Annotated in this window: 23 protein-coding genes and 1 riboswitch; of the genes, 13 read left to right on the top strand and 10 right to left on the bottom strand. The window is 70.0% G+C overall.

Annotated features, from left to right (window positions below):
- The first annotated feature begins 66 nt into the window (after positions 1-66).
- Genes ABZU72_RS06090 through ABZU72_RS06065 form a run of 6 tightly spaced genes read left to right on the top strand, consistent with a single transcriptional unit; the run spans position 67 to position 5,125 of the window.
- Complete coding sequence (locus tag ABZU72_RS06090; RefSeq protein WP_355017969.1) at positions 67-804, top strand: hypothetical protein; 738 nt, start codon at positions 67-69, stop codon at positions 802-804.
- Positions 798-1,772, top strand: a complete 975-nt coding sequence (gene phnD, locus ABZU72_RS06085; protein WP_355017968.1) for a phosphate/phosphite/phosphonate ABC transporter substrate-binding protein — start codon at positions 798-800, stop codon at positions 1,770-1,772. The genes ABZU72_RS06090 and phnD overlap by 7 nt, the downstream gene beginning before the upstream one ends.
- Positions 1,769-2,572, top strand: a complete 804-nt coding sequence (gene phnC / locus ABZU72_RS06080; RefSeq protein WP_355017967.1) for a phosphonate ABC transporter ATP-binding protein — start codon at positions 1,769-1,771, stop codon at positions 2,570-2,572. The genes phnD and phnC overlap by 4 nt, the downstream gene beginning before the upstream one ends.
- A complete protein-coding gene (gene phnE / locus ABZU72_RS06075; protein WP_355017966.1) occupies positions 2,569-3,402 on the top strand; it encodes a phosphonate ABC transporter, permease protein PhnE in 834 nt (277 codons plus the stop codon). Before phnC ends, phnE (ABZU72_RS06075) begins: the two co-directional genes overlap by 4 nt.
- On the top strand, positions 3,399-4,277 hold the full coding sequence (phnE, locus tag ABZU72_RS06070) for a phosphonate ABC transporter, permease protein PhnE (RefSeq protein WP_355017965.1): 879 nt from the start codon (positions 3,399-3,401) through the stop codon (positions 4,275-4,277). The genes phnE (ABZU72_RS06075) and phnE (ABZU72_RS06070) overlap by 4 nt, the downstream gene beginning before the upstream one ends.
- Positions 4,274-5,125, top strand: a complete 852-nt coding sequence (locus ABZU72_RS06065) for a MurR/RpiR family transcriptional regulator (RefSeq protein WP_091049949.1) — start codon at positions 4,274-4,276, stop codon at positions 5,123-5,125. The genes phnE (ABZU72_RS06070) and ABZU72_RS06065 overlap by 4 nt, the downstream gene beginning before the upstream one ends.
- Here ABZU72_RS06065 and ABZU72_RS06060 read toward each other — a convergent pair.
- From ABZU72_RS06060 to ABZU72_RS06040, 5 genes are all read right to left on the bottom strand, one after another.
- Positions 5,122-5,472, bottom strand: a complete 351-nt coding sequence (locus ABZU72_RS06060) for a hypothetical protein (protein WP_355017964.1) — start codon at positions 5,470-5,472, stop codon at positions 5,122-5,124. The genes ABZU72_RS06065 and ABZU72_RS06060 overlap by 4 nt on opposite strands.
- Before the next feature lie 119 nt (positions 5,473-5,591).
- Complete coding sequence (locus tag ABZU72_RS06055) at positions 5,592-7,319, bottom strand: ubiquinol-cytochrome c reductase cytochrome b subunit (protein WP_355017963.1); 1,728 nt, start codon at positions 7,317-7,319, stop codon at positions 5,592-5,594.
- A complete protein-coding gene (locus ABZU72_RS06050; protein ID WP_355017962.1) occupies positions 7,316-8,479 on the bottom strand; it encodes a Rieske 2Fe-2S domain-containing protein in 1,164 nt (387 codons plus the stop codon). The genes ABZU72_RS06055 and ABZU72_RS06050 overlap by 4 nt, the downstream gene beginning before the upstream one ends.
- Positions 8,476-9,357: a cytochrome c gene (locus ABZU72_RS06045; protein WP_355017961.1), complete on the bottom strand. Its 882-nt coding sequence runs from the start codon at positions 9,355-9,357 to the stop codon at positions 8,476-8,478. The genes ABZU72_RS06050 and ABZU72_RS06045 overlap by 4 nt, the downstream gene beginning before the upstream one ends.
- Positions 9,358-9,370: 13 nt before the next feature.
- Entirely contained in the window at positions 9,371-10,036 is a 666-nt protein-coding gene (locus ABZU72_RS06040) for a heme-copper oxidase subunit III (protein ID WP_355017960.1), read from the bottom strand.
- A gap of 138 nt (positions 10,037-10,174) precedes the next feature.
- Here ABZU72_RS06040 and ABZU72_RS06035 point away from each other — a divergent pair, with 138 nt between their 5' ends.
- Positions 10,175-10,585, top strand: coding sequence for a hypothetical protein (locus ABZU72_RS06035; protein WP_355017959.1), 411 nt, complete (start codon positions 10,175-10,177; stop codon positions 10,583-10,585).
- A complete protein-coding gene (trpD, locus tag ABZU72_RS06030; protein ID WP_355017958.1) occupies positions 10,582-11,619 on the top strand; it encodes an anthranilate phosphoribosyltransferase in 1,038 nt (345 codons plus the stop codon). The genes ABZU72_RS06035 and trpD overlap by 4 nt, the downstream gene beginning before the upstream one ends.
- A 33-nt stretch (positions 11,620-11,652) precedes the next feature.
- Here trpD and ABZU72_RS06025 read toward each other — a convergent pair whose 3' ends face one another.
- Positions 11,653-11,931 (bottom strand): Lrp/AsnC ligand binding domain-containing protein, encoded by a 279-nt coding sequence (locus tag ABZU72_RS06025; RefSeq protein WP_141803873.1) that lies wholly within the window; start codon positions 11,929-11,931, stop codon positions 11,653-11,655.
- A gap of 23 nt (positions 11,932-11,954) precedes the next feature.
- A complete protein-coding gene (locus ABZU72_RS06020; protein ID WP_355017957.1) occupies positions 11,955-13,709 on the bottom strand; it encodes a DEDD exonuclease domain-containing protein in 1,755 nt (584 codons plus the stop codon).
- A gap of 65 nt (positions 13,710-13,774) precedes the next feature.
- Between ABZU72_RS06020 and ABZU72_RS06015 the strand changes: the two genes are divergently transcribed.
- Complete coding sequence (locus ABZU72_RS06015; protein ID WP_355017956.1) at positions 13,775-15,652, top strand: hypothetical protein; 1,878 nt, start codon at positions 13,775-13,777, stop codon at positions 15,650-15,652.
- Here the strand turns inward: ABZU72_RS06015 and ABZU72_RS06010 are convergent.
- Both ABZU72_RS06010 and ABZU72_RS06005 read right to left on the bottom strand, forming a co-directional pair.
- Positions 15,633-17,543 (bottom strand): APC family permease, encoded by a 1,911-nt coding sequence (locus ABZU72_RS06010; protein ID WP_355017955.1) that lies wholly within the window; start codon positions 17,541-17,543, stop codon positions 15,633-15,635. The two genes, ABZU72_RS06015 and ABZU72_RS06010, sit on opposite strands and share 20 nt — an antisense overlap.
- 82 nt (positions 17,544-17,625) lie before the next feature.
- Entirely contained in the window at positions 17,626-18,891 is a 1,266-nt protein-coding gene (locus ABZU72_RS06005) for an NYN domain-containing protein (RefSeq protein WP_355017954.1), read from the bottom strand.
- Between the two features lie 121 nt (positions 18,892-19,012).
- Between ABZU72_RS06005 and ABZU72_RS06000 the strand changes: the two genes are divergently transcribed.
- The 4 genes from ABZU72_RS06000 (at position 19,013) to ABZU72_RS05985 (ending at position 23,068) form a co-directional block, all read left to right on the top strand.
- Complete coding sequence (locus tag ABZU72_RS06000) at positions 19,013-19,195, top strand: hypothetical protein (RefSeq protein ID WP_091049976.1); 183 nt, start codon at positions 19,013-19,015, stop codon at positions 19,193-19,195.
- Between the two features lie 96 nt (positions 19,196-19,291).
- Positions 19,292-19,496: riboswitch (cyclic di-AMP (ydaO/yuaA leader) on the top strand.
- Between the two features lie 17 nt (positions 19,497-19,513).
- Complete coding sequence (locus ABZU72_RS05995) at positions 19,514-20,500, top strand: NlpC/P60 family protein (RefSeq protein WP_355017953.1); 987 nt, start codon at positions 19,514-19,516, stop codon at positions 20,498-20,500.
- A 38-nt stretch (positions 20,501-20,538) separates the two neighbouring features.
- The gene (locus ABZU72_RS05990) at positions 20,539-21,741 is read left to right on the top strand and encodes a hypothetical protein (protein ID WP_355017952.1); all 1,203 of its coding nucleotides are present in this window, start codon (positions 20,539-20,541) and stop codon (positions 21,739-21,741) included.
- A 94-nt stretch (positions 21,742-21,835) separates the two neighbouring features.
- Positions 21,836-23,068 carry a M48 family metallopeptidase gene (locus ABZU72_RS05985; RefSeq protein ID WP_355017951.1) on the top strand — a complete coding sequence of 411 codons (1,233 nt, stop codon included), beginning with the start codon at positions 21,836-21,838 and terminating at the stop codon, positions 23,066-23,068.
- 77 nt (positions 23,069-23,145) lie between these two features.
- On the opposite strand, the gene ABZU72_RS05980 is transcribed toward ABZU72_RS05985, so the two are convergent.
- Positions 23,146-24,939, bottom strand: a complete 1,794-nt coding sequence (locus tag ABZU72_RS05980) for an AMP-dependent synthetase/ligase (protein WP_355017950.1) — start codon at positions 24,937-24,939, stop codon at positions 23,146-23,148.
- Positions 24,940-25,038 lie beyond the last annotated feature (99 nt).

Below are 25,038 nucleotides of genomic sequence, written 5' to 3'. Positions count from 1 at the left end.
CTAACACGTAATCGCGTTGCGCAGGGCTGACCCCGACGGCCCGCGCCGCCTTGGAAGGTGGACTCGTTGCCTCGGCCTGTGCTGGTGCTCGACCTGGACGGCACGGTGTGTCTCGGAGACACACCGGCACTTCTCTACGCCACCCGGGTGGCGGACCTCACCGACGCCCCTGAGGCGCTCCTGGAGACCGCAGCGGCCTTCCTCGGGCAGAGACTGCCGGAGACCGCCCCGAAGACGCTGACAGGCGCTCAGGACGGCTATGAGGCGGTCAAGATCCTGGGCCTGGCGGCCGGGGTCTCCGAGGAGCAGCTCAGCGCTGCGTACGTCTCGAGCCGGGCGGCGATCAGCGAGCACCCGGGTGACATCCGCACGCCCGAGGGGCTCGTCGACCTGCTCGACGGGATCGACGCGCACCGGGTGATCCTGACCAACTCGCCCGGTGGCAGCGGGCTGGACGCGATCCTGGAGCACCTCGGCGTACGCGACGTGGTCGACGAGGTGTGCACCGACGCGCTCAAGCCGACCCGGATGAAGGGGCACCTGGACGCCTTCCTCGACCACGTCGGCGCCGCCGACACGCCGGAGTGGTTGATGTCGGTCGGCGACATCTGGCGCAATGATCTTGCTCCCGCCGTCGAGCGTGGTTGTGTTGCTGCATACGTTGACGCCTTCGACCGCCGGCAGGGACCGGCCCATGTTCGTGCAGGATCGTTCGTGGAGCTGTACCCCGCAGTCTCGGACTGGTCGAATGACCCGTCATCCTTCATAGCAGCTCACCCCCTCAAGGAGTCTGTCCAATGTTGAGAACCCCCAGGAACCGGTTGCTGGTGGTCGGTGCCGCCGCATCGCTCGCCCTCTCGCTCGCCGCCTGCGGTGGGGAGGAGAGCACCGCGCCCGCGGAGGACCCCGAGGAGATCGTGCTGTCGCTGGTGCCCTCCGGCGACGTCGACTCGATCACCCAGAGCGCGAAGGGCCTGGAGTCGTTCCTCAGCGACAAGATCGGGATCCCCGTACGCGCCGAGGTGACCGAGAGCTATGCCGCCGCGATCGTGGCGATGAAGGCCGACCAGGCGCAGGTCGCGATGCTGGGTCCGATCGGCATGGTCCAGGCCGAGGACCAGGCCGGTGCGGTGCCGGTCCTGCAGTCGGTGCGCTTCGGCTCGGGGACCTACCACACCCAGTGGTTCACCAATGACCCCGAGACCTACTGCGCCGACGAGGTCAAGGTGGTCGAGGGCTTCAAGTACTGCAACGGCACCGACGCCGCCAAGACCGGTCCCGCCGGTGAGGAGGCGCTCGCCAAGATCAAGCCCGGGACCTCGATCGCGTTCGTCGACCAAGGCTCCGCCTCGGGCTACTACTACCCGGCCACCCAGTGGGGTCAGGTCACCGGTGGCGACGCCCTGGTCGACCTCGACGCGCAGTTCGCCGGCGACCACGACGCCGCGGTCCTGGCCGTGGCGCGCGGTGACTACCCGATCGGGGTGAGCTTCGACGACGCCCGCGAGGAGGTCGCGGCCGACGAGCCGAAGGTCGCCTCCGAGGTCGTGGTCTTCGCCTACTCCACCGAGATCCCCAACGACGGCATCGTCGTCGCCGCCGGCCTCTCCAAGGAGCTGCGTACGAAGGTGACCAACGCGTTCACCGCGATGGCGAAGGACCCCAAGGGCCTCAAGACGCTGAAGGCGGTCTACGAGATCGAGGGGCTGGAGAAGGTCGACACGGCCGCGCTGAAGAAGGCGAAGTCCGTGGAGGAGAACTTCGGCGAATGAGCGGCTCGGATCCCGGGGGTGCGACCGGTGGTGGGCACAGCATCGTCTTCGACGACGTCTCCGTGGTCTACCCGAACGGCACCCGCGGCCTGGACAAGGTCTCTTTGACCATCCCGGCGGGGGAGTTCGTCGTGGTCGTCGGGCTCTCCGGTGCCGGCAAGTCGACGCTCGTCCGCACGATCAACGGCCTGGTGCCGGTCACCTCGGGATCGCTGTCGGTCGGCGGGACCGAGGTGGCCACGGCGCGCGGGCGCCGGCTGCGGCGGCTGCGTGCCGAGATCGGGATGATCTTCCAGGGGTTCAACCTGGTGACCCGCCGCTCGGTGATGGGCAACGTGCTCACCGGGCGGCTGCACGCCCAATCGTGGTTGCGGTCGGCCTTCGGGCTGCACACCAAGGCCGACAAGGAGATCGCGTTCGAGGCGCTGGAGCGCGTCGGGATCGTCGAGAAGGCATGGGTACGCGCCTCCCAACTCTCCGGCGGGCAGCAGCAGCGGGTCGCGATCGCCCGCGCGCTGGCGCAGCAGCCGTCGGTGGTGCTCGCCGACGAACCGGTCGCCTCCCTGGACCCGCCGACGGCCAACCTGGTGATGCGTGACCTGCAACGGATCAACCGCGATCTCGGTATCACCACTGTGGTCAACCTGCACTTCCTCGATCTCGCCCGGCGCTACGCCGACCGGATCATCGGCATGCGCGCGGGTGAGGTGGTCTTCGACGGTCCTGCGGCCGACGCCGACGACGCCGTTTTCGAGAGGATCTACGGGCGCTCGCTGACCGCCGAGGACGTCTTGGCATGAGTCAGGTGACCCTCGACCGCCCGGACCGCCCGGACGGCCCGCCGAACCCGGTGCGTCCGGCGCAGCCGCCCCCGAGCCCGCTGCTCATCGGGGGCATCCTCGGCGCTGTCGCCGTCACCGTGGTGGCGGGTTGGGCGATCGACTTCTCGCTCGCGCCGGTCATCGAGCAGTGGCCGATGCTGACGATGATCCTCGAGGAGGTCGTGCACCCCGAGTGGGCGGAGATCACCGACCCGTCCTCGCGGCTGTGGACCGCGCTGAAGGAGACTGCGGCCATCGCGATCATCGCGACCTTCGTGGGTTCGCTGATCGCCCTCGGCGTCGCTCTGCTGGGCTCCAAGGTGAGCGCACCTCCCGCGGTCTACCGGGTCACCAAGCCGGTGATGTCGGTGATCCGGTCGCTGCCGGACATGGCCTACGCGCTGGTCTTCGTCGCCGTCGTCACCGGCCCGCTTCCGGGGATCCTGGCGCTGACCATCTTCAACATCGGCATCGTCGCCAAGCTGACCGCGGAGAGCATCGACGCCGTCGATCCCGGCCCCCTGGAGGCGCTCGACGCCGCCGGGGCCACCCGCTGGCAGCGGGCCCGGGTCGCGATCGTGCCTGCCGTGCTGCCCAACTACGCCTCGTACGTCCTCTATGTCTTCGAGCTCAACATCCGTGCCTCCGTGGTGCTGGGGGCGGTCGGGGCCGGCGGGATCGGGCAGCTGATCATGCTCTACTTCAACCGGGCCGACTATGCCCGGTTGGCGGCAGTCGTGATCGTCATCTTCGTGGTGGTCATCGCGATCGACCTGCTCTCCCAGTTCCTGCGCCGGAGGCTGGTATGACCTCGGCGACAGCGACGACGCGGCCGAAGCCACCCCCGAAGTGGCCCTACACCGCGGTCGGCCTGGCGCTGATCGGCATCGTGCTGGTGGCCGGATGGTCGCTGGACGATGCCAAGTGGGAGCGGCTGCCGCAGTTCCCCGGGGAGATCCTGCAGTACGCCGGGCAGATGCTCGACGGCGTGCTCACCTGGCCCGGAGTGCATCCCGAGGGCCAGGCCGACCCGGAGCTCACCTACGGGGACTGGTGGCTGCAGTCGCTGAAGCTGATGGGGGAGTCGGTGGCGCTCGCCTGGATCGGCACCTGCGTCGGGGCGCTGTTCTCGTTCCCGCTGGCCTTCCTGGCCGCCTCCACCACCGCGCCGCTGGTCGTACGCATGCCGGTGCGGCTCTTCTTCAACGCCATCCGCGCTGTCCCGGAGATCCTGCTGGCGGTGATCGTGATGCTGCCGCTGTTCGGGCTCAATCCGATGGCCGGAGCGATGGCGATCGGCATCCACTCGATCGGCTCGCTCGGCAAACTGACGCTGGAGAACATCGAGTCGGTCGACCCACGTCCCGTCGAAGCCGTCACGGCGGCCGGTGCGACGTGGTGGCAGCGGATCCGCACGGCGGTGATCCCGCAGATGATGCCGGAGACCGTGGCGTTCTGGCTCTACCGCTTCGAGGTGAACATCAGGGCAAGCGCGATCCTCGGCGTCGTGAGCGCTGGTGGAATTGGTGCGTTATTAAACCGTGTCCTTCGGGGCCGTGAGTGGGAGTGGGGTGGAATCATGCTAGCTGTGATCATCATCGTGACGATCCTGGTCGACCAGCTGTCAGCAGCGCTGCGTCACCGGATCCTGCACGGCGCCGAAGCCACTGCGGTGGCGGCATGACAAGTGCGCCGGTCCTTCCCGCCATCCGGGCCGCAATGCCGCGGCTCAACCCTTCCGAGCGCGCGGTCGCCGAGGTCGTGCTGACCCGTTCGGAGTGGGCCATCGAGGCGACCACCGCCGAGATCGCCGCCGAGGCCTCCGTCTCGACCGCGACCGTGGTCAGAGCCGCGCAGAGACTCGGGTTCCGCGGCTTCCCGCACCTCAAGGTGCTGCTGGCGCGTGACCTGGGCACGGCCAAGACCGAGACGACCGAGGGAGGCAGCCCGCTGACGGTGGTGCGCTCCTTCTTCGCCGACATCGCCGACTCCGCCTCCGACATGGTCGGGCTCCTCTCCGAGGAGCAGGTCACCCGGGCCGTGGAGCTGCTCGCCGAGGCGCGCTCGATCCTGGTCGCCGGGACGGGCGTCTCCTCGCCGGTCGCCCAGGACATCGCGATGAGACTGGGCTCCCAGGGGCTGAGCACCGTCGCGCCCAGCGACCACCTCGACCAGCTCATCCGCGCCCGTCTGCTCCAGCCGGGTGACGTCTGCGTCGTCGTCAGCGGCACCGGCGCCACCGCACCCACCATCCAGGTCGCCCAGGCGGCCGTCGCCGGGGGAGCGGCCGTCATCGCGCTGACCTCCTTCACCGGCACCCAGCTGACCAAGCTCGCCGAGGTCGAGCTGGTCACCCCGCAGGGCGGTCGCGCCGGGTTCCGCCAGGAGCTCGACTCGATCATCCGGATCCCGCAGCTCATCCTCGGCAACGCACTCGTCGCCGCCGTGGCAGCCCGCGACCCCGAGGCCGCGGCCAACGTACGCGCCCGGGTGCTCGAGGTCGTCGGCGGCGAGCTCGACCCGCAGGGCTAGAGATACTTCGCGAGCAGCTCCGCCTCGGCGCGGAGCTGCTCCGCCTTCTCGTCCGCGCCGTGGGACTCCAGGTCCGTCGCTGCGGCGAGCCGCTCGCTCTGCTCGCCGGAGATGATCTCGCGGACGTCGTCGTTGGTGAGCTCGCGTCGGGCAGCCTCGGTCGCGCCGACACCGATGGCGGCACCCGCGATCGGGCCATCTGCTGCCAGCGAGGCCTCCTCCACCGGCTGCGCCTCGGCATTCGAGACCGCCGCCAGGGTCGAGCGCAACACGGCTGTCGCTGCAGTGTCACGAGCCTTGCGGGCGGTGAGGAGGTCGGCTCGGAGGCGGGCCTGGAGGTCGGTCATGTGCTGGACCTTAGACGCCAACGTGGCGATTGGTAAAAGGGGTTTCCAGCCCACCCGGGCAAAACGCACGTGGCGCCGTCCCTCGGAGGAACGGCGCCACGTGGCGTACGGATTCGACCTCAGTGGCTGAGGGGCTCCTCGATCGCCGAGTGACGGTGATCGTCGAAGTCGTGACCGTCGACCTGGTGACCCTCGTGGGCGGCCAGCTCGTGGGCCTCGTGCTCGGCGTGGTGGTGCGCCTCGCTGAGCTCCTCGGGGGTCGGCTTGTCCACGTCGTGGTCGTAGTAGAAGGCCCGGAGCTTCGCGCGGAACGTCGGCTTGCCGTTCTTCTTCAGCTCCGGCTCCTCGCCGGCCCGGCCGCGGTCGCGGACGGTCATGGCGTAGGCCTCGTCCTCGGGAAGCGGGAGGTGCTTCTCGTGGTAGGCGCCCTCCGGCGTACGGATGACCGTGCCGGTCTCGTAGCCGTGCAGCAGCTTCTCGTTGTCGTGACGCTGCAGCGAGATGCACCAACGACGCGTGATGATGAACGCCGCGATCGGACCCAGGAACACGAACGCCCGCAGGAAGTAGGTGATCTGGTTGATCGAGAGGTCGAACTTGATCGCGATGATGTCGTTGCCGCCCGCGGCCCAGAAGCCCGCGTAGAACGTCATCAGCGCGACGAACGTGGCGGTGCGGGTCGGGGCGTTGCGCGGGCGCTGGAGCAGGTGGTGCTCGCGCTTGTCGCCGGTGATCCAGGCCTCGATGAACGGGAGCATCAGCACGACCATCCAGGCCGCCATGGGCAGCACGATGACCGGGAAGAAGATGTTCCACGACCAGGTCGAGCCCCAGAAGTGCGACTCCCAGCCCGGCATGATCCGCAGCGCGCCGTCGGGCCAGCCCATGTACCAGTCAGGCTGCGAGCCCGCGGTGACCTTGGTCGGGTCGTAGGGGCCGAACTTCCACACCGGGTTGAGCGAGAAGAAGGCGCCGAGCAGGGCGGTCACACCGAAGGTGATGAAGAAGAAGCCGGTCATCTTGGAGATGTAGTTCGGCACCATGGGGTAGCCGACGACGTTCTTCTCGGTGCGTCCGGGTCCAGGCCACTGGGTGTGCTTGTGGTAGATCAGCAGGATCAGGTGGGCACCGATCAGCGCCAGCAGGATCGCTGGGATCAGCAGCACGTGGATCGTGAACAGGCGCGGGATGATGTCGTCGCCTGGGAACTCGCCTCCGAACAGGAAGAACGAGAGGTACGTCCCCACGATGGGGATCGCCATCATGAACCCGTCCGCGGCCCGGATGCCGGTGCCGGAGAGCAGGTCGTCGGGGAGCGAGTAGCCGGTGAAGCCCTCGAGCGTGCCGAGGAGCAGCAGCGTCGCGCCGATGACCCAGTTGATCTCACGCGGCTTGCGGTGCGCGCCGGTGAAGAACACGCGCATCATGTGGATCATCATCGAGGCGATGAACAGCATCGCCGCCCAGTGGTGGACCTGGCGCAGCAGCAGGCCGCCGCGTACGTCGAAGGAGATGCGCAACGTCGAGGCCATCGCCTCGGACATGTCGATCCCGCGCAGCGGCGCATACGACCCCTGGTAGGTGATCTCAGCCATCGAGGGCGTGAACCACAGGGTCAGGAAGACGCCGGTGACGAGCAGGACCACGAAGCTCCACAGCGCGATCTCACCCAGCATGAACGACCAGTGGTCGGGGAAGATCTTGCGGGAGAGGAACTTGCTCAGGCCACCGATGCCGAGGCGCTCGTCGGCCCAGTTCGCGGCCGCGCCCGCCTTGGTCGGCTTGCCCGCCGGGGCAGCGGCTTCGGTGCCGTTGCTGGCGGCAACCTTGGACGTGTCGGTGCTCACTGTCCGCCCTCCTTGTAGCCGAACTGCTCAGCATCGGCGGCATAGTCCTTGGACCAGTCGTCGAAGATCTCGTCGATGTTGTAGGTGTTGCGTTCCCAGAAGCTGACGCCCACAGGCTCAGGGTAGTCCGAGAGGGCAACGAGGAAGCCGTCCGCGTCGACGCCCAGGGGCAGCTGCGGGAGGTGGCGGCCGGCCGGCCCGAAGATGACCTTGCCGTGGTCGGCGAGGTCGAAGGTCGACTGGTGGCACGGGCACAGCAGGTGGTGCGTGGTGCGCTCGTTCAGCGAGATCGGGCAACCGACGTGGGTGCAGATCTTGGAGTAGGCCACGATGCCGTTGACCGACCAGTTGCGGGTCACGTCGTTGTCGATGTCGTTGGGGTCCATCCGCAGCAGGATGGTGGCCGCCTTCGACTTGGCGATCTGCAGCGGCGCGCCGTGCAGGCTGCCGTCGAAGATCGTCGCCGGCTCGGCGTTGACCAGGTCACCGATCTCCAGGTCGCCCGGACGGATCGGGGTGCCGACCACGTCGCGTACGACGCGCACGCCGGCATCCCAGACGGTGTGCTCGAGACCGGCGCCGGGGTAGGGCTGCGCCTCGGTGATCTGGGCGTTGGTCTCGCCCAGGTCCCTCAGCATCACGATCGCGGGCAGGCCGAGCAGGGCGGCCGAGCCGATCATCGCGTTGCGGATGAACGGCCGGCGGGCCATCCCGGACTCGTGCAGCGCCGCCTTGAGGTCGGCGATGGCGGCCTCGCGAGTCGCCGGGGAAGACGCCGCGGGGTGGCGCTCCTCGGAGACCTCGATGTCGACGACGAGCTTGCGGGCCCACTGGATGACGCCGATGCCGAGGAAGAGGAGCGCGAAACCGAGGCTCGCACCCAGGGCCAGGTTGGAGGCGCCGAAGCCCAACCACACGTCACCGTCGTAGCCCGGCTCGATGGCGAAGTACGCAACGACGAACAGCACCGAGCAGAGCGCGGAGAGACCGAAGAAGGCGCTCACCTGGCGCTCGGCGCGCTTCTCCGCCTTGGGGTCGACGTCGGTGGGACGCCAGTGATGCTCGTGCATGCCCGGGTCGGGCAGCAGCGCGTCGGTGTGCGCGTTGAGCTCGGGGTGCGAGTCGTCGTGCTTCTCGATCTCGCTGAGGTCGCTGCTCACTTGGCAGATCCCTTCTTGGTCTGGTTGGTGCGCGTGGTGTGCGCGGCGATCCAGGTGGCGAAGGCCACCAGGACGCCGAGCCCGACCACCCAGGCGACGATGCCCTCGGTCACCGGACCGAGCGAACCGTTGTTGAAGCCGCCGTAGTCGGGCTGCTCCTTCATCGTCTCGATGTAGGCGATGACAGCCTTCTTCTCCTCCGGGCTGATGTTGCCGTCGGAGAAGGTGTCCATCGACTGCGGACCGGTCAGCATCGCCTGATAGATGTGCTTCGGGTCGGTGTTGAGGATGCTCGGAGCCTCGCCGCCGCGCGGCATCGCGCCGCCGGCGCCGGTGAAGTTGTGGCAGGCGGTGCAGTTGGTCAGGAAGATCTGGCCACCGAGGGCGACCGCGGCCTCCCTCTCTTCCTCGGACTCGAAGGTGTCCGGGTCGTACTGCTCCGGCTCCGGGACGGCCGGGCCGGGGCCGAGGCTGGCGACGTACGCGGCCAAGGCGTCGATCTCGTCCTGGTTGAAGCTGGGGTCCTTGACCTCGACCTGGGCGCCGGGCTGGGCCATCGGCATCCGGCCGGTGCCGACCTGGAAGTCGACGGAGGCGGCACCGACACCGATCAGGGAGGGGCCGTAGAGCTTCCCGTTCTGGGTGGTGATGCCCTCACCGTTGGAGCCGTGGCAGGTGGAGCAGTTGATCATGAAGAGCTCTTTGCCCTCGGCGACGAGAGCAGCGTTGTCCTTCTCCTGCTCGGCCTGGGAGGCCGGGGCGAGCGCGGCGTACGCGCCGCCGGTGCTCAACAGGGCGACCAGGAGCACGGCGGCACCGGCCAACGGGCGGCGACGGTGCCGCGACAGTCGACCGACGGAGCGGTTCAGTAGACGCACATTCAGTCCTTGGTCACTTGAGGAGGTAGATGGTCGCGAACAGGCCGATCCACACCACGTCGACGAAGTGCCAGTAGTAGGACACGACGATCGCGGAGACGGCCTGCTCGTGGGTGAAGCGCTTGGCGACGTACGTCCGGCCGAGCACGAACAGGAAGGCGATCAGGCCGCCGGTGACGTGCAGCCCGTGGAAGCCCGTCGTCAGGTAGAAGACCGAGCCGTAGGGGTCGTCGGGACCGGTGATGCCGCGGTTGAGGGCGATGCCCTCCTGCACCAGGGCTGCGTACTCGGTCGCCTGACCGGCGATGAAGACCGCGCCCATGAGGTAGGTGAGGATGAACCACTCACGCAGGCCCCACAGGCGGATCGCGAGCAGGGAGCCCTTACGTCCGACCTGGCCGCGCTCGGCGGCGAAGACGCCGAGCTGGCAGGTGAACGACGACAGCACGAGGATGGTCGTGTTGACCGCCGCGAACGGGATGTTGAGCCCGGAGGTGTTGGCTTCCCACACCTCGGGGCTGACCGCGCGGATCGTGAAGTAGGCCGCGAACAGCGCCGCGAAGAACATCAGCTCGCTTGCGAGCCAGATGATCGTCCCCACGCTGACCATGCTCGGACGGTCGTGATGCCCGTGCAGGCGGGCTGTTGGAAGAGTCGATACTGTCGCCACGCCCGCCATTATGTCCTGCCCCTTTCCCAGAGTCTTCTTGGGACCCTGTGTGTCGTGTTTCAGGGTGCTGCTACACCTCTAGACACCGCTCAGGTTCGGTGTGTGACATGTGGCCGCAGGGCATGGTGTTGGCGCTAGCATCAGGGTGTGACCGACACCACCTCGAATTCACTGAAGATCCTCGTCTACAGCGACGACGTCGACGTACGTAAGCAGGTGATCCTCGCTCTGGGGCGCCGCCCGCACCCCTCCCTCCCGGAGGTGGAGTACGTCGAGGTGGCCACCGAGCCGGCCGTGCGCGCGCAGCTCGACGCCGGTGGCCTGGCTCTGGCCGTGCTCGACGGCGAGGCCGCTCCGGCCGGTGGGCTGGGGATCGCCAAGGCGGTCAAGGACGAGGTGAAGGACGCTCCGCCCATCGTGGTCCTCATCGGTCGTCCTCAGGACGCATGGCTCGGCACCTGGTCGCGTGCGGAAGCCACCGTGCCGCACCCGCTCGACCCGTTCGAGCTGGCCCGGACGGTCGTGGGACTGCTGCGGCCCGTTAACGTTGACGCATGACGTCCGCGCCCCACTCCTGGCCCGAGGTCCTCACCACGCTGGTCGCGAGACAGTCCCTGTCCGCGCACCAGGCGGCGTGGGCGATGGGGGAGATCCTCTCGGGAGAGGCGACGCCCGCACAGATCGCCGCCTTCGCGGTGGCGCTGCGTGCCAAGGGCGAGACCGTGGACGAGCTCGCCGGGGTCGCCGACGGGATGCTGGCCAAGGCCAACCCGATCTTCGTGCCCGGGCGCGTGCTCGACATCGTCGGCACCGGTGGTGACCGGTCCTTCTCGGTCAACATCTCCACGATGTCCGCGATCGTCGCGGCCGGCGCCGGGGCCAAGATCGTCAAGCACGGCAACCGGTCCGCCTCCTCCAAGTCGGGATCGGCCGACGTGCTCGAGGCGCTCGGCATCCGGCTCGACCTCGACGTCTCCCGGGTCGGCGAGGTCGCCGAGGAGGCCGGGATCACCTTCCTGTTCGCCGCGGCCTTCCACCCCGCGTTCCGGCACACTGCTGTGGCCCGTCGGGAGATCGGCATCGCCACCGTCTTCAACCTGCTCGGCCCGCTGACCAACCCGGCCCGCCCCGCGTCCTCCGCGATCGGCTGCGCTGACGCCTCCGCCGCGCCGGTCATGGCCGGCGTCTTCGCCCGCCGTGGCGTCGACGCCTGGGTCTTCCGCGGCGACGACGGCCTCGACGAGCTCACCACCACCACGACCTCGCACGTGTGGATGGTCTCGCAGGGTGTCGTCACCGAGGCGACCGTCGAGCCGCTCGACCATGGCATCGGCCGGGCCACCGCCGAGGACCTGCGCGGCGACGACGCCGCCTACAACGCCGCCGTCGTCCGTCGCCTGCTCGCCGGGGAGAAGGGCGCCGTACGCGACGCTGTCGTGCTCAACGCCGGTGCTGCTCTCGCCGTCCACGACGCCGGGTCCGGCAGCGTCGACGAGCGGCTCGCGGGCGGCATCGCTCGCGCGGCCGACGCGATCGACTCCGGTTCCGCTCAGGCTGTGCTCGACCGGTGGGTTGCCGCGACCGCTCGCTGAGCTACTCGGCTACACACGACGGGCTTGCGCCCGTTAGTCCAGGCCGATGGAGAAGGCGGCTTCCAGGTCGACCTGGGAGTAAGTGCGGAAGGCGATGTGGGTCTCGGTCTCGAGCACGCCGGGGACCTTGTTGACCTTGTCGGCGACGACGTTGGCCACGTCCTCGTGCGCACGGACGCGCACCAGGGCGATCAGGTCGATCTGGCCGGTGACGGAGTAGACCTCGCTGACACCGTCGATGGCGGCGACGGCCTCGGCCACCTCGGGGATCTGGGAGACCTCGGCATTGATGAAGACGATCGCTGTGATCACGCAGGTCACGTTAGCGGATCCTCCTAGAGGGCCGCTGCCCGCCGGCCGGCACCGCCGATCGGACAGGTCCACTCGCCCTCGACGTGGGCGAGGCGTACGCCTGGGGACTCCAGCCAGCGCAGCACCAGCTCGGTCTCCTCGGCGCTCGCGGCCGGCACCGGACCGGGGGCGGCCAGGACCGTCTCGGCGCTGAGCTGGAGATCGGCGACGTAGGCGTGGGCGCTGGCCTCACGCGGGATCACCCCGGCCCCGGCGAGGCGCCCGTGACGGACCACGTGGACCGCCCAGCGGCCGTCGTCCTCACGCCGGATCGCGGTGAGGTCGGGCAGCCGGGTCAGGCCGGTGAGCCGTTGGGTGCGCGCGGCGGCGCGCAGGTAGGAGGTCAGCCGATCGCGGTGGACGGCCGCCTCCTCGAACCGTTCCTGCTCGGCCAGGCCGGTGAGCCGCTCGGTGACCGTCTCGACCACCTCGTCGGGCCGGTGGAGGAGCGACTCGCGGACGCGGGACACCAGAGCCGCGTAGGTCTCGGAGGGGATGCTCTGGTCGCACGGGCTCAGGCAGCGGTGGAGCTCGGCGAGGACGCACGGGGTCCGGCGCGGCAGCAGCGGGAGCCGGTCGGAGCACTGCCGGATCGGGAAGGTGTCGTGCAGCGCCTGGAGCGCCTTCTCGGCGACCTTTTTGGAGCCGAACGGGCCGAGATAGTCCGCGTCGTCGTCGAGCACCTGCTTGACCAGCGACAGCCGGGGCCACGGCTCCTGGGTGAGCTTGACGAAGTGCATCTTCTCCGGGCGTCGCGAGCGGCGGTTGTAGGGCGGCTTGTGCTCGGCGATGAGCCGCAGCTCGCGCACCCCCGCCTCCAGCGCCGTCGCGCACTCGATGCCCTGCACGGTCGCGGCCAGGCCGACCATCTCGCCCATCCGGGAGCGGGTCTCGGAGGCGGTGAAGTAGGTGCGTACGCGGGTGCGGAGGTCCTTGGAGGTGCCGATGTAGAGCGCCCGGCCCTTGTCGTCCTTGAACAGGTAGACGCCGGGGGCGTGCGGCAGGTCCTCGGCCAGATGGCGCTTCTTGCGCTGGGCGGTGGTGACCTTGGCCGAGAAGACGGCCAGGTCCTCGAGAGTCTGCACGCCGATGTTGCCGAGGCGCTCCATCAGGCCGTGGAGGACGTCGACCGTCGCGCGGGCGTCGGAGAGGGCGCGGTGGTTGGGGGTCGTGGGGGAGCCGAAGACCCTGGCCAGCGAGCCGAGCTTGTGGTTGGGCGCCTCGTCGCGGGTGACCACCCGGCGGGCGATCTTCACCGTGTCGAGCACCTCGAAACGCGGCCAGGGCCGCTCCTGCTTGGCGGCGAAGTGCTTGAGGAAGCCCACGTCGAAGGGGGCGTTGTGGGCGACCAGCACACAGCCCTCGGCGAACTCGAGGAACGCCGGGAGCACCGACTCGATGGTGGGGGAGGAGGCGACCATGGAGTTGGTGATCCCGGTCAGCACGGCGATCGAGGGCGGGATGCCGGTGTGGGGGTTGACGAGGGTCTGGAACTCGCCCAGCACCTCGCCGCCGCGCACCTTGACCGCGCCGATCTCGGTGATCATGCCGCCGTTGTCGGGGCTGTTGCCGGTGGTCTCCAGGTCGACCACGCAGAAGGTCAGGTCGCGCAGCGGCCTGCCCAGCTCGTCGAAGCCCCGCTGGGCCTCCCAGCCGCCGGTGGCCTGCTCGCGCTGGCGACGGGCCACGGCACGGGCCCGCATCTCCTTCCGCGCCTCCCGCACCGCCGAATCAGCCATGCGAACACATTAGCGAGTGCCGCCGACAGTCCTTCGCCACTAGGGTGTGGCCACCGACAGGGGAGGTGTGGGCGATCGCTGCGAGAAACAGCGGCACCGAGGGGTCGACGTCCGGCAACGAGGACCGTCCCTGGGCGCGCTGGTTCGCTCGCTCGGGAAGGTTGCAGGCCGAGCCGGCCGAAGCCGGCGAGCAGTCCAGGACCCTGCTGAGCGAGGACGGACAGACCGCGGCGCTGCGGTTCAACGAACGTGTGCTCGACACGCTGACCGGCGATCTGGCCGGCCTGGTCGAGTACGTCACCGTCCTCGACGGCGCCAAGGCCGACGAGGTCCTCAACACCCAGAAGCTGATCGACAACGCCTTCGCCCGGGTCTCGGCCCAAGGTGTCGACCGGTTCGTGGCCTGGCTCGCGGAGCTGCGTACGCAGGGCCATCCGGCGATCGCGGTCCAGGCGCTGCACGCCTATGGCCGGCTCGCGGACGGCGATCTGGCCGCCGTGGCGACGTCGCTGGAGTCCGCCGCGGACCGGGTGATCCTGATCGCGGCCGCGGCGCTGCACCGCCCGCCCGAGGACGCGGCCCGGCTCGCGATCGAGACCGAGCACGACGCCTCCATCGCCTACGCCGTCATCCATGACGTACTCCGTCAGCGGACCGTCCCCGACATCGCCCGGTTCCTCCGGGCGCTGCACCTGCTCGGGGCGCCGGACCTGGTAAACGACACGGTGAAGCAGTTCGCAGCCCCTGCCAGCGGTCGCTCGAACCTCGACAAGGCCCTGCTCTACGTCGCGCTGTGCGCCAGCCCGAGGCTGAGTGAGATCGCCCTGGACCTGCTCTGGCGCACCCTCGGCGCGATCGGTGACCTCGGCCGGGCGCCGGGTCCCGCCCAGCAGCAGGATCTCGTCGCGGCGTTCTGGGAGCTGTGCCCGGGCGGCCGCGTGCTCGAGGACTGGTTCAAACTGCGTCTCGACGGCAGCGAGAACGCCGAGGAGGCGCGCGAGCACGTGGTGCTGCTGCTGCGGGGCAGCCGGGGACCCGGCCGCGACAGCCTCCTGGCAGCGATGGCCGGCGACGCGACGCCGATGAACCTCAAGCGCATCTGCGAGACCCTCATGGAGGAGGGCGACGAGGCCCAGGCGGCGATGCTCGTCCGCGCGCTCGCCCACAGCGGCCACATCGAGCGGCTCGGCGACTTCCTCGACCGCTGGTCGTGGGCCCAGCCGTCCGCCGATACCACCCGGAAGCTGCTCCACTGGGTGCTCACCCCGGAGGGCGCGGACCGCGAGCCGATGGCGTCCGCCGTCGTGGAGGGCATCGCCGGCTATCTCGCCGATGGCCACGGCAAGACGCTGGGCGAGGACCTTCGTCGCCACGCCGCGACCCTGGTCCGGCTCCGCCCCGCCGAGGAGATCGTGGGTCTGCTCGGGCACGTTCCCTCCCGGGTCGGCAGGCGGGGCCGGTCGGCCGTCGCCGCCGACGTCGGCTGGAGGCTGGCCGAGGATCTGCTCGTCTACCCGGCACCGACCGAGGAGACGTACGTCGCCTGGTACGCCGAGTGCCTCGCCGCCCTCGAGTCGGCCGGGTTCACCGACGCGGTGCGTACGTCCTGGCATCACCTCGCCGACGAGGCGATCAACCGCCGTGGCGCCGGGCCGACGATCGCCGAGACCGCCCATCAGCTGCTGAGCAAGGAGCTCGCCGGCACGGCCGACCGGCTGCTGATCCGCTATCTCGACCAGGCGCAGAGTGTCACCCCCACCGACATCGTCGGCATCACCACCCGGCTGCGCCTGCACCGCTATCCGGAGGCGAGTCGCGCCGGGGTCCTGCGCCGCTCCGTGGGGCGGTGGCAGGACCGGGCCCGGGTCGATGCCGTGGTGGAGGCCCTGATCGCCGCCGGCCAGGAGGAGGAGGCCGAGTGGGTCAGGGCCGGGTCGTCGTGAGCCGGGTCTGCCTGAGGTAGCGGCGCCCGGCACCGACCAGGAGGACGAACGCGCCCGAGGCGACGATCATCACCAGGGCGCGCAGGCTCCACACGCTCCACACGGAGTCGTCGTCGATCCGGTGGCGGACGGCGCTCAGCAGCGTCAGCGCGACCAGGTACAGCGCCAGCACGACGAACGGGCGGTTCGCCGGGTCGCGCGAGACCAGGCGCGCGCCGTGGTTCTTCGCGTCGTACCAGCCCAGGCCGGGGACCCGGAGATGATGGAGCCAGGGGAGCACGAGCAGGACCAGCGATCCCCAGCCGATCACCGCCACGCCCTTCCACACCCGGTCCCACGCGGACTCGTTGACGACCAGCGCGATGGCGACGAAGGCTGCGTACGCCGCGAACGGGAGGAGTCGCTGGGCACCCGTCCCGAGCAGGTCGGAGCGCACGGCCAGGACGACGCAGGTGACCGCGTACAGGATCAGGATCGGGATGGTGTTGAGCACGGCCAGGGTCTGCCAGTCGCCGCCCACCGCGACCAGGACGACCAGCGCGAGCACCAGGTTCACGAGCAGGATCAGCCAGAACGAGTCGCTCGTGCGGCCGGGGAGCCGTGATGCCCGCGGCTCGTGCAGGCCGCTGGGGACGTACCTCTCCGCGCTGAGCGCGTAGACCTCGCGGCTGAGGGCGTAGGTGAACACGATGCCGGACCCGATCGGGGCCAGGATCGCGGCGATCCGGACCAGCACGACCAGCCAGTCGAGCGGCGCTCCGGCCAGCGTGGCCGCGTCGGTCAGGCGCGCGTACGAGGTGCCGTGCTCGGCCCCGGAGCCGGCCATGTGCTCGGCGTAGACCAGCTGGAGGGCGGAGTAGAGCAGGAACGAGCCGACGACCGTGCCGTAGACCGCCCAGCGCACCCGCCTGGCCACCTCGCGACGGCCGCCACGGACCTCGCCGGTCACGTCCAGAGGCGCCTGGAAGCCGATGTAGGCGTAGATCACACCGCTGGTGATCAGCGCGCTCAGCACGCCGGTCGAGGTGGGCCCGGCGGCCGGTCCGGGGCCGGTGAGGGGAGCGGGGACGGCGAGCGCCAGGCACACCACGAAGACCACCGGGATGGCGATCTTGAGCAGCGTCAGGGCCGCGTTCGTGCGGAGGACGAGCCGCCGGGGCAGCAGGACGAAGGCGATGATCGCGGCGGTCACCAGCACCGCCAGGGTCGATCCGATCCCGGTGAGCCCGCCGTCGCCTGCCAGGGCGGGGACGATCTCGGCCAGCCCGTTGACCGCCGCTGCCGCCTGGGCCGCCGGGTTGATGGCGTACGAGATCCACAGGGACGCCGCGAGGATGATCACCACCAGCGGCCCGAAGGCGTCGTGCGGGTGGAACAGCAGCCCGCCGGTGCGCTGGGAGATGAGCCCGAACTCGACCATCACGACCGCGATCGTGAGCATGAGTACGCCGCCCGCGGCCCAGCCGAGGAGCGCGGCCTCGCCCAGGCTCTCGTGGAGTGTGGGGACGGCCAGGAGCCAGCCCGATCCGATGACGCCGCCCGCGGCGAGACCGACGACCTCGACGAGGCTCAGCTTGTCGGCCTGATCGGCGGGTCGCTCGTCCCTCTCGTCCTTCGCGGGCTCATCGTGGGCCACGGGAGCAACAGGTGTGGTGACGGACTCGGCCGGTTGCGGAGCGGGAACCGCGGGAACCTGCGCCCGTCGCATCGCCTCGAAGGCGATCGCGGTCATCAGGCCCCCGACGGCCGCGACCCAGAAGCTCGACTCGTGAAGCAGCTCGCGGAATCCCGGCGACTTGAGGGCGTTGAGCTGGACGCTGCCGTAGATGGACATCACGAATCCCGCGGCGCACAGGATCATCCTGGCGATCGCGCTGAGGGTGTGCCGCACGCGCTGGTCTCCCACTCCCGATGATTCGAACGTCGGGAGAACCTATCGAATCAGGCTGGTGTGGCGCAGGAAGCCTGCTGGATCAACCGAGCAGGGGCGAGAGCGAGGAGAGCGGGACGGTGCGGGCGCCGGCGCGGCGTACGTCCTTGACGACCTCGGCGTCGTCGGTGGCCACCAGGATGACGCGGCCCGCGGGCTCGGCGTCGACGAGGTCGCGGATGACGTCGTCGGCGATCACGCCCTCGGGGGAGAAGAGGACCTTGACGCCGCGCGGAGGCACCGCGGTGGGGCGTACGGATGCGGAGTGGGCGTCGAAGACGACGGTCGTCTCCGCGCCGGTGCGGGCGGCGATCGGCGCGATCGCCCGCAGCAGCCGCAGCCGCTGGGCATCGAGCGCCGAGTCGGGCCACAGCGCCTTGGAGACGTTGTAGCCGTCCACGATGAGCCGGACCCGCGGCATCGCCAGGAACTGCTCGAGGTGGGCGCTGCTGGTGACCCCGGCACCGGCGGCGGCGTCCGCGGAGGCCAGCTCGGCCTCCACCCGCTCGCCCGGGGTGCCGGTGACAGGCGGCAGCGCCAGCTCGCGACGCAGGCCACCGGCCGCGTCGAGCAGCGTGTCGAGCAGGAACCGGGCGCGCAGCGAGGCGTCCTCGCGGTCCGTCTTGGACGTACGCCGCTCGGCGGCCGCCTCGCGCTCCAGCTTGTCGATCTGGCTGCGGAGCTGGCGCAGCTGGCGGTCACGCGCGGCGAGCTCGTCCTCGGCGCGGGCGAGCGCCGTGCGGGCCTCGGTCAGGGCCTCGTCCAGCCCCGTGCCGGCCTCGCGGGCGGCTGCCCGGGCCTCGCCGAGCTTGCGTCGCAGGGCGGTGTTGTCGGCCTTGAGGTCGTCGAGGCGGGCCTTGCGGTCGGCACGCACCTCGCGGAGCTCGTCCTCGGCCGCGGCGAGCTTGCCGCGCAGCCGGGCCACCTCGGCGTCGACCACCGGCACCGCGGCGGCCTCCAGCCGGTCCAGGGCCTCCTTGAGCGAGACCTCCCAGCCGTCGGGGCGGATGAGCCAGACGACCGCGGCCGCCTCGGCCGGATCCTCGGGGAGGACCACGTCGTCGGAGGAGCCCTCGGAGACGTACGCCGGTCGCAGCTGGCTGCCGACCTTCTCCCGGACCTCGTCGTCGCTCTCGAGCACCGAGGCGATCATCGCGCCGCCGGCCTTGGCCCGCCGGGCGGGCGCGAAATCCGCGATCCGCTTGAGCGCGGGCGGCAGACGCGTCACGTCGGGAAGCACCCCGGCCGTGAGCGCGACGATGCGCCCCCGGACCGTGTCGGGGAGCGTCGCGTACGCGGAGACCTCCATGTTCCAAGTGTAGGGACCCGGTCCGCGATCGCCGCCTCGAATACCGTGCTGCGATGGTGGTGACACGCCGGACGCAACCGGACGAAAGCAAAATGTCGGTGCTCGGTGAGACCGTCACAACATGACGACGAGAATCGACTGTGACACCTGCCTCGTGCGGGGACTGGCGTGCCACGACTGCGTGGTCACCGTGCTTCTGGGGCCGCCTCCTGAGCTGACTATCGAGGACGACGAGCGCCGGGCGCTCGACGTGCTGGCCGAGGGTGGACTGGTCCCGCCGCTGCGCATGGTGGAAGGGATGTAGCCGAACTTTTGGGCGTGGGTGGTTGGCAGGTGGGGGATGCCGTCGGCTAGTGTGCGCAGGAACTTGGCGCTCGTGGAAGTGGGTCAACCGGCCCACGCGAGTGTCGCGCTTAGTCCAGGCCCGCTTCGGGGCGGGCCAGGAGCCGGGGAACCACACCGGTCGTACGCCGCGAGAACGGAGTGCGATCACCTGGGGTGCATCCGCCGCAAGGGCGATCTGGGAGACCAGATCGAGGAGCGGTGGTAAGGCAGGTCGTGCCTGAACCCGTCAGCTCACCCGGTAGGCGTCAACGACTACACACAAGGAGACCGTCCGCTCGTGACACGCGACCGGAAGCGACTCATTGCCGGAGCAGCCGGCATCGCCGCCATTGGTGTCGCCGGGATCATTCCCGCAGCGACCCCCGCCCAGGCAGACCCTGACATCGACGACGTTCGCAAGAAGGTCGACAAGCTCTACACCCAGGCCGAGGCGGCCAACGAGGACTACAGCAACGCCAAGCTGCGGCTTCAGGACCTCAAGGACCAGCTCGACGACCTCAGCTCCGACGAGAAGCGTCAGAGCAAGGAGCTCGACAAGATCCGCGCAGAGCTCCGTGACTCCGTGCTGCGGCAGTTCGAGGGCTCCGACGTCTCTGCCGTCGGCCAGGTGATCACCTCCGAGGACCCGCAGGAGTTCCTCGCCGGTCTCTCCACCGTCTCGTCCTACAACGCGCTGCAGGCCGACCTGCTCGCCCGGTACAACACCGAGGCGGAGGCCCTCCAGGTCCGCCGCGAGGCCACCGAGGATGCCAAGTCCCAGATGGCCAAGGTCAAGACGACCATGCAGCAGAAGAAGAGCGAGATCGACAAGAAGTACGAGGCGGCCCAGGCCGAGCTCGACGAGCTGGAGGCCGATGAGCTGGAGGAGTTCCAGTCCACCGACACCAGCATCCCGGGCAACCTGCCGCCGCCCTCGGGCCGCGCCAAGGCTGCCGTCGACTACGCCCTCGCCCAGGTCGGCGACGCCTACGTCTACGGCGCCACCGGCACCGAGTCGTGGGACTGCTCGGGCCTCACCATGGGTGCCTGGGGCCAGGCCGGCGTCTCGCTCCCGCACTCCTCCTCGGCGCAGTACAGCAGCGGACCCCAGGTCTCGCGCGACCAGCTCGCCCCCGGTGACCTGGTCTTCTACTACAGCCCGATCAGCCACGTCGGCATCTACATCGGCAACGGCATGATCGTGCACGCCTCCAACCCGAGCACCGGTGTGAAGGTCTCCCCGATGGACGAGATGCCCTACACGGGCGCCGTCCGCCCGGGCTGAGCTTGACCCAGCACCCCGAAGAGGCCGATCGTTCGCAGGTGCGAACGGTCGGCTCTCTTCTTTCCCGTCCGGCCCTGATCGGGGCCGGGCTCGTGCTGGTGATGCTGCTCGCCGGGTTCGTCGGCTGGCGGCTGACCGGCGGGGGCGAGTACGTCGCGCCGACCCCGAGCAGCGCGCCGGTCGTGCGCGCCGACACCGAAGGCGCCAGGGCCTCGCTGGCGGAGCTGGTCGACGGCGTACGTGACGGGGCGGAGCCCGAGGGAGAGGACGCCGCCTCGGTGGCGGTGCGCAACGCTCGGGCGATCGGCATCGGGGACGTCACCGCGAGGTACGTCGCCGAGTCGGGCAACGTGGAGCCGGACGGCTCCTGGACGGCCGACGTCGAGATGTCGTGGCGCACGCCCGGCGACCCGGCGCTGACCGAGGAGCTGAAGGTCGGCTTCGACGCCGAGGGCGCGATCACCGGGTTCTCGGCGGCCCAGGGCACCCGGCTGCCGCTGTGGCTCAGCGGCCCGGTCGAGGTGCGCCGCACCGGCTCCACCCTCGTGGTCGCCCAGGCGTCGGCCGAGGTCGCCGACCGCTACGCCGAGCTGGCCACCACCGCTGTCGCCGGGGTCCGCAAGGTGATCCCCTGGACGGACCCGCGCCTGGTCCTCGAGGTGCCCGCGAACGGCCTCGACTCGGCGCTCGGCGCGCAGCCGGGGACGTACGCCGCCGTCGCGGCGGTGACCGCGACCGTCGACGGGTCAACGAAGGCCGGGACTCCGCTGCACGTGTGGGTCAACCAGGGCGTCATCGGCGATCTCGACGCCCCCGGCGCCCAGATCGTCATCACCCACGAGGCCACCCACGCGGCCACCGACGCCGCGACCAACACCCGCCGGCCGATGTGGCTGGTCGAGGGCTTCGCCGACTACGTCGCGCTCCGCGACACCAAGCTGCCGCTGTCCAAGACCGCAGGCCAGATCCTCGCCCAGGTCCGCGAGAACGGCGCCCCCGACCACCTGCCGGGCAAGGCCGAGTTCAACACCCGATCGGAGCACTTCGGCGCGGAGTACGAAGCCGCCTGGCTCGCCTGCGAGGTGCTCGCCGAGGCCGGCGGTGAGCAGGCCCTGGTCGACCTCTACGAGGAGACCGGTCGCGGCATCGGCCTGGAGAAGGCGCTGCAGGCCGGCTTCGGCTTCGGGGAGGACGAGCTGACCGCCCGCTGGCGGACTCATCTGTCACACTCGGCTCGATGACGGGGGCAGAAGTGAGCGAGCGTCAGCGAGTGAACCATGCGTATAACACGCCGCCGCGTCCGTATCCTGGCGCTTGCGCTACGGAGGTGGCGGCGTGAGTGCAACGCGGCGTACGTCCTGGGTGGTTCTCGTCCTCGGCGCGGTGGCGTTCGTGGTGCTCGCCTGGACGTTGATCCCGTGGCATCCCTTCCCGGGCGGCGCGCTCGACCTGCCCGACGAGCGTGACGTGTTCACGCCCGAGGAGCTCGAGCGGATGCTGGCCTACTCCGGCACCGCTCGCTGGATCAGCCGGGCCTCGCTCGTCGTCTCGTTGGTGGTCGCGTGCGTGCTCGGGTTCACGTCGCTGGGCCGGCGTCTGGTGGCGCGGCTGCGTGGGCCGTGGCTGCTCCGGGTGGTGCTCGCCGTCGCCGTGGTCACGCTGCTCGGCTGGATCGCGACGCTGCCGTTCGGGATCGCCATCCACCGGCTGCAGATGCGCTACGGGCTCTCTCGGCAGGCGTGGGGGCCCTGGCTGGGCGACTCGCTGCTGAACCAGGTCGTCGGCATCGTCACCACCTCGGTGGCGTTGCTCGCCCTCTTCGCCTGCATCCGTCTCAGCCGGCGTTGGTGGCCCGCCGTCGCCGCCGCCATGGTCGCGGCCCTGGTGGTGGTCGGCTCGTTCGTCTACCCGGTCGTCATCGAGCCGCTGTTCAACGAATTCGAGCCACTGCCGCGCGGCCAGTTCCGGACCGAGGTGATGGCGATCGCCGAGCGTGAGGGCGTCGAGCTCGACGACGTCCTGGTGGTCGATGCCTCCCGGCGTACGACCTCGCTCAATGCGTACGTCACCGGCTTCGGCTCCACCCGCCGAGTCGTCCTCTACGACAACCTCGTCGACTCGCAGCGGGGTGCGGCCGCGCGCGGCGCCGTCCTCTCCGTCGTCGCCCACGAGCTCGCCCATGCCAAGCACGACGACGTCCTGGTCGGCACGGTCATCGGCGCCGCCGGCGCGGCCGCCGGCGTCGGTCTGCTGGGCCTGCTGCTGTCCTACCGCCGCCAGGACGAGTACGCCACCCCCGAAGCCGTCCCGATGCTGATGGCGGTCTTCGCGCTGGCCAGCGTGCTGGCGATGCCGATCCAGAACGGCCTCAGCCGGCACGTCGAGGCCCGCGCCGACGTCGACGCGCTCCACGCCACCGGCGACCTGGAGTCATTCATCCGGCTGCAGCACGATCTTGGTGCCCGCTCGCTCTCCGACCCGTCCCCGCAGGCCTGGTCGCAGTGGTGGTTCGGCTCCCACCCGACGACCCTGCAGCGCATCGCGATCGCCCATCGGGTGCTCGACTGACAGAACGCCGAGTCGGCTCGTCCTCACCGAAAACACCGCCGAGTCGGCTCGTCAGAACGAGCCGACTCGGCGTGGTTCTACTTGCTGTAGAACGCGTCGACCTCGTGGCTGAACTCGCGCATGACCACGTTGCGCTTGAGCTTGAGGCTGGGGGTGAGCTGGCCACCCTCCTCGGTCCAGGACTCGGGGATGATCGCGAACTTGCGGATCGACTCCGCCTTCGAGACGGCCTTGTTGGCGTCGTCGACGGCGCTCTGGATGGCGGCGCGCAGGTCCTCGTCCTCGACGAGGTCCTCGATGTTGCCGGACTTGCCGTTGGCCTCGGCCCAGGTGGGCAGCGCCTCGGGGTCGACGGTGACGATCGCGCCGATGAACGGCTGACCGTCGCCGACGACGATGCACTGGTCGACGAGCACGTGGGCACGCAGGCGGTCCTCGAGGACGGCCGGGGCGACGTTCTTGCCGCCGGCGGTGACCAGGATCTCCTTCTTGCGGCCGGTGATCTTGACGAAGCCCTCGTCGTCGACCTCGCCGAGGTCGCCGGAGTGGAACCAGCCGTCCTCGGTCTTCGCGTCCGAGGTGGCGGCCGGGTTCTGCCAGTACTCCTTCAGCACCTGGCCGCCCTTGAAGAGCAGCTCGCCGTCATCGGCGACACGCACCGAGGTGCCGGGAATCGGCCGGCCGACGGTGCCGATCTTGAACGCCTCGGGCAGGTTGACGGTGAGCGCGCCGGTCGTCTCGGTGAGGCCGTAGCCCTCCAGGACGGTGACGCCGATGCCGCGGTAGAAGTGGCCCAGGCGGTCGCCGAGCGGCGCCCCGCCGGAGATCGCGTAGGAGCAGTTGCCGCCGAGCGCGGCGAGCAGCTTGCCGTAGACGAGCTTGGAGAACAGCTTGTGCTTGGCGGCGAGCAGGAACGGCGCCTTGCCGGTCTCGGTGGCCCGGGAGTATTCGATCGCGACCTCGGTGGCCATGTCGAAGATGCGGCCCTTGCCGTCGGCGACGGCCTTCTGCGAGGCGGTGTTGTAGACCTTCTCGAACACCCGCGGCACGGCCAGCACGAAGGTCGGCTGGAAGGTGCCGAGGTCGACGACGAGGTTCTTGATGTCGGGGGTGTGGCCCAGACGGGTGCGGGACGTGATGCAGCCGATCTGGATGATCCGCGCGAAGACGTGCGCGAGCGGCAGGAACAGCAGCGTGCTGCGGCCCTCGATGTTGAACAGGCCGTCGAGCGAGTCGACGACGACGCCGAGCTCGAACATGAAGTTGCCGTGGGTCAGCACGCAGCCCTTCGGGCGGCCGGTGGTGCCGGAGGTGTAGATCAGCGTCGCGGCGTCGTCGGGGGTGACCGCGCTGCGGCGGGCCTCGAGCTGCTCGTCGGTGATGTCGGCGCCGAGCTTGACCAGCAGGTCGACGGCGTTGTCGTTGATCGACCACACGCTGTTGAGTGCGGCGCAGCCCGCGCGGACCTCGCTGATCCGGCTCATGTGGGCGGCGTCCTCGGCGATGATCGCCACGGCGGCGGAGTCCTGGAGGATCCACTCGATCTGCTCGGCCGAGGAGGTCTCGTAGATCGGCACCGTCGTCGCGCCGGCGAACCAGATCGCGTAGTCGATCAGCGTCCACTCATAGCGCGTCTTCGAGAGCAGCGCGACCCGGTCCCCAGCACCGACACCCGCCGCGATCAGTCCCTTGGCGACCGCCGAGACCTCAGCGAGGAACTCGGACGACGTCACGTCGACCCAGGAGCCGTCCGCGCCGGGCCGGCTGAGGACGGCGGCATCGGGTGCCTCGGCGGCGTTGCGCACGACATCGTCGCTCAGACTGCCGGTGGGGGGAACAACGTACGTCGCGGGCGTGGAGAACTCACGCACAAGGGCCTCCGCATACTGATGGTAGGTGGGTTCGAACCGGAGGTTACCCCCGTCACAGCCCGACCATTTCACCGGGATGCTATCCGGTACGCTCCATGG

The organism is Nocardioides sp. NPDC004968 (genome assembly GCF_040608935.1).
Taxonomy (GTDB): Bacteria; Actinomycetota; Actinomycetes; order Propionibacteriales; family Nocardioidaceae; genus Nocardioides.
Note: the sequence above shows the minus strand (reverse complement) of the source record. Positions and strands in the feature narration are given on the sequence as shown.

What these genes read in the sequence shown, in the direction of transcription:
- phnD (WP_355017968.1), top strand. Translation starts at nt 798, where the DNA reads ATGTTGAGAACCCCCAGGAACCGGTTGCTGGTGGTCGGTGCCGCCGCA.
- phnC (WP_355017967.1), top strand. Translation starts at nt 1,769, where the DNA reads ATGAGCGGCTCGGATCCCGGGGGTGCGACCGGTGGTGGGCACAGCATC.
- phnE (WP_355017966.1), top strand. Translation starts at nt 2,569, where the DNA reads ATGAGTCAGGTGACCCTCGACCGCCCGGACCGCCCGGACGGCCCGCCG.
- phnE (WP_355017965.1), top strand. Translation starts at nt 3,399, where the DNA reads ATGACCTCGGCGACAGCGACGACGCGGCCGAAGCCACCCCCGAAGTGG.
- ABZU72_RS06065 (WP_091049949.1), top strand. Translation starts at nt 4,274, where the DNA reads ATGACAAGTGCGCCGGTCCTTCCCGCCATCCGGGCCGCAATGCCGCGG.
- ABZU72_RS06060 (WP_355017964.1), bottom strand. Translation starts at nt 5,472, where the DNA reads ATGACCGACCTCCAGGCCCGCCTCCGAGCCGACCTCCTCACCGCCCGC.
- ABZU72_RS06040 (WP_355017960.1), bottom strand. Translation starts at nt 10,036, where the DNA reads ATGGCGGGCGTGGCGACAGTATCGACTCTTCCAACAGCCCGCCTGCAC.
- trpD (WP_355017958.1), top strand. Translation starts at nt 10,582, where the DNA reads ATGACGTCCGCGCCCCACTCCTGGCCCGAGGTCCTCACCACGCTGGTC.
- ABZU72_RS06020 (WP_355017957.1), bottom strand. Translation starts at nt 13,709, where the DNA reads ATGGCTGATTCGGCGGTGCGGGAGGCGCGGAAGGAGATGCGGGCCCGT.
- ABZU72_RS06005 (WP_355017954.1), bottom strand. Translation starts at nt 18,891, where the DNA reads ATGGAGGTCTCCGCGTACGCGACGCTCCCCGACACGGTCCGGGGGCGC.
- ABZU72_RS06000 (WP_091049976.1), top strand. Translation starts at nt 19,013, where the DNA reads ATGACGACGAGAATCGACTGTGACACCTGCCTCGTGCGGGGACTGGCG.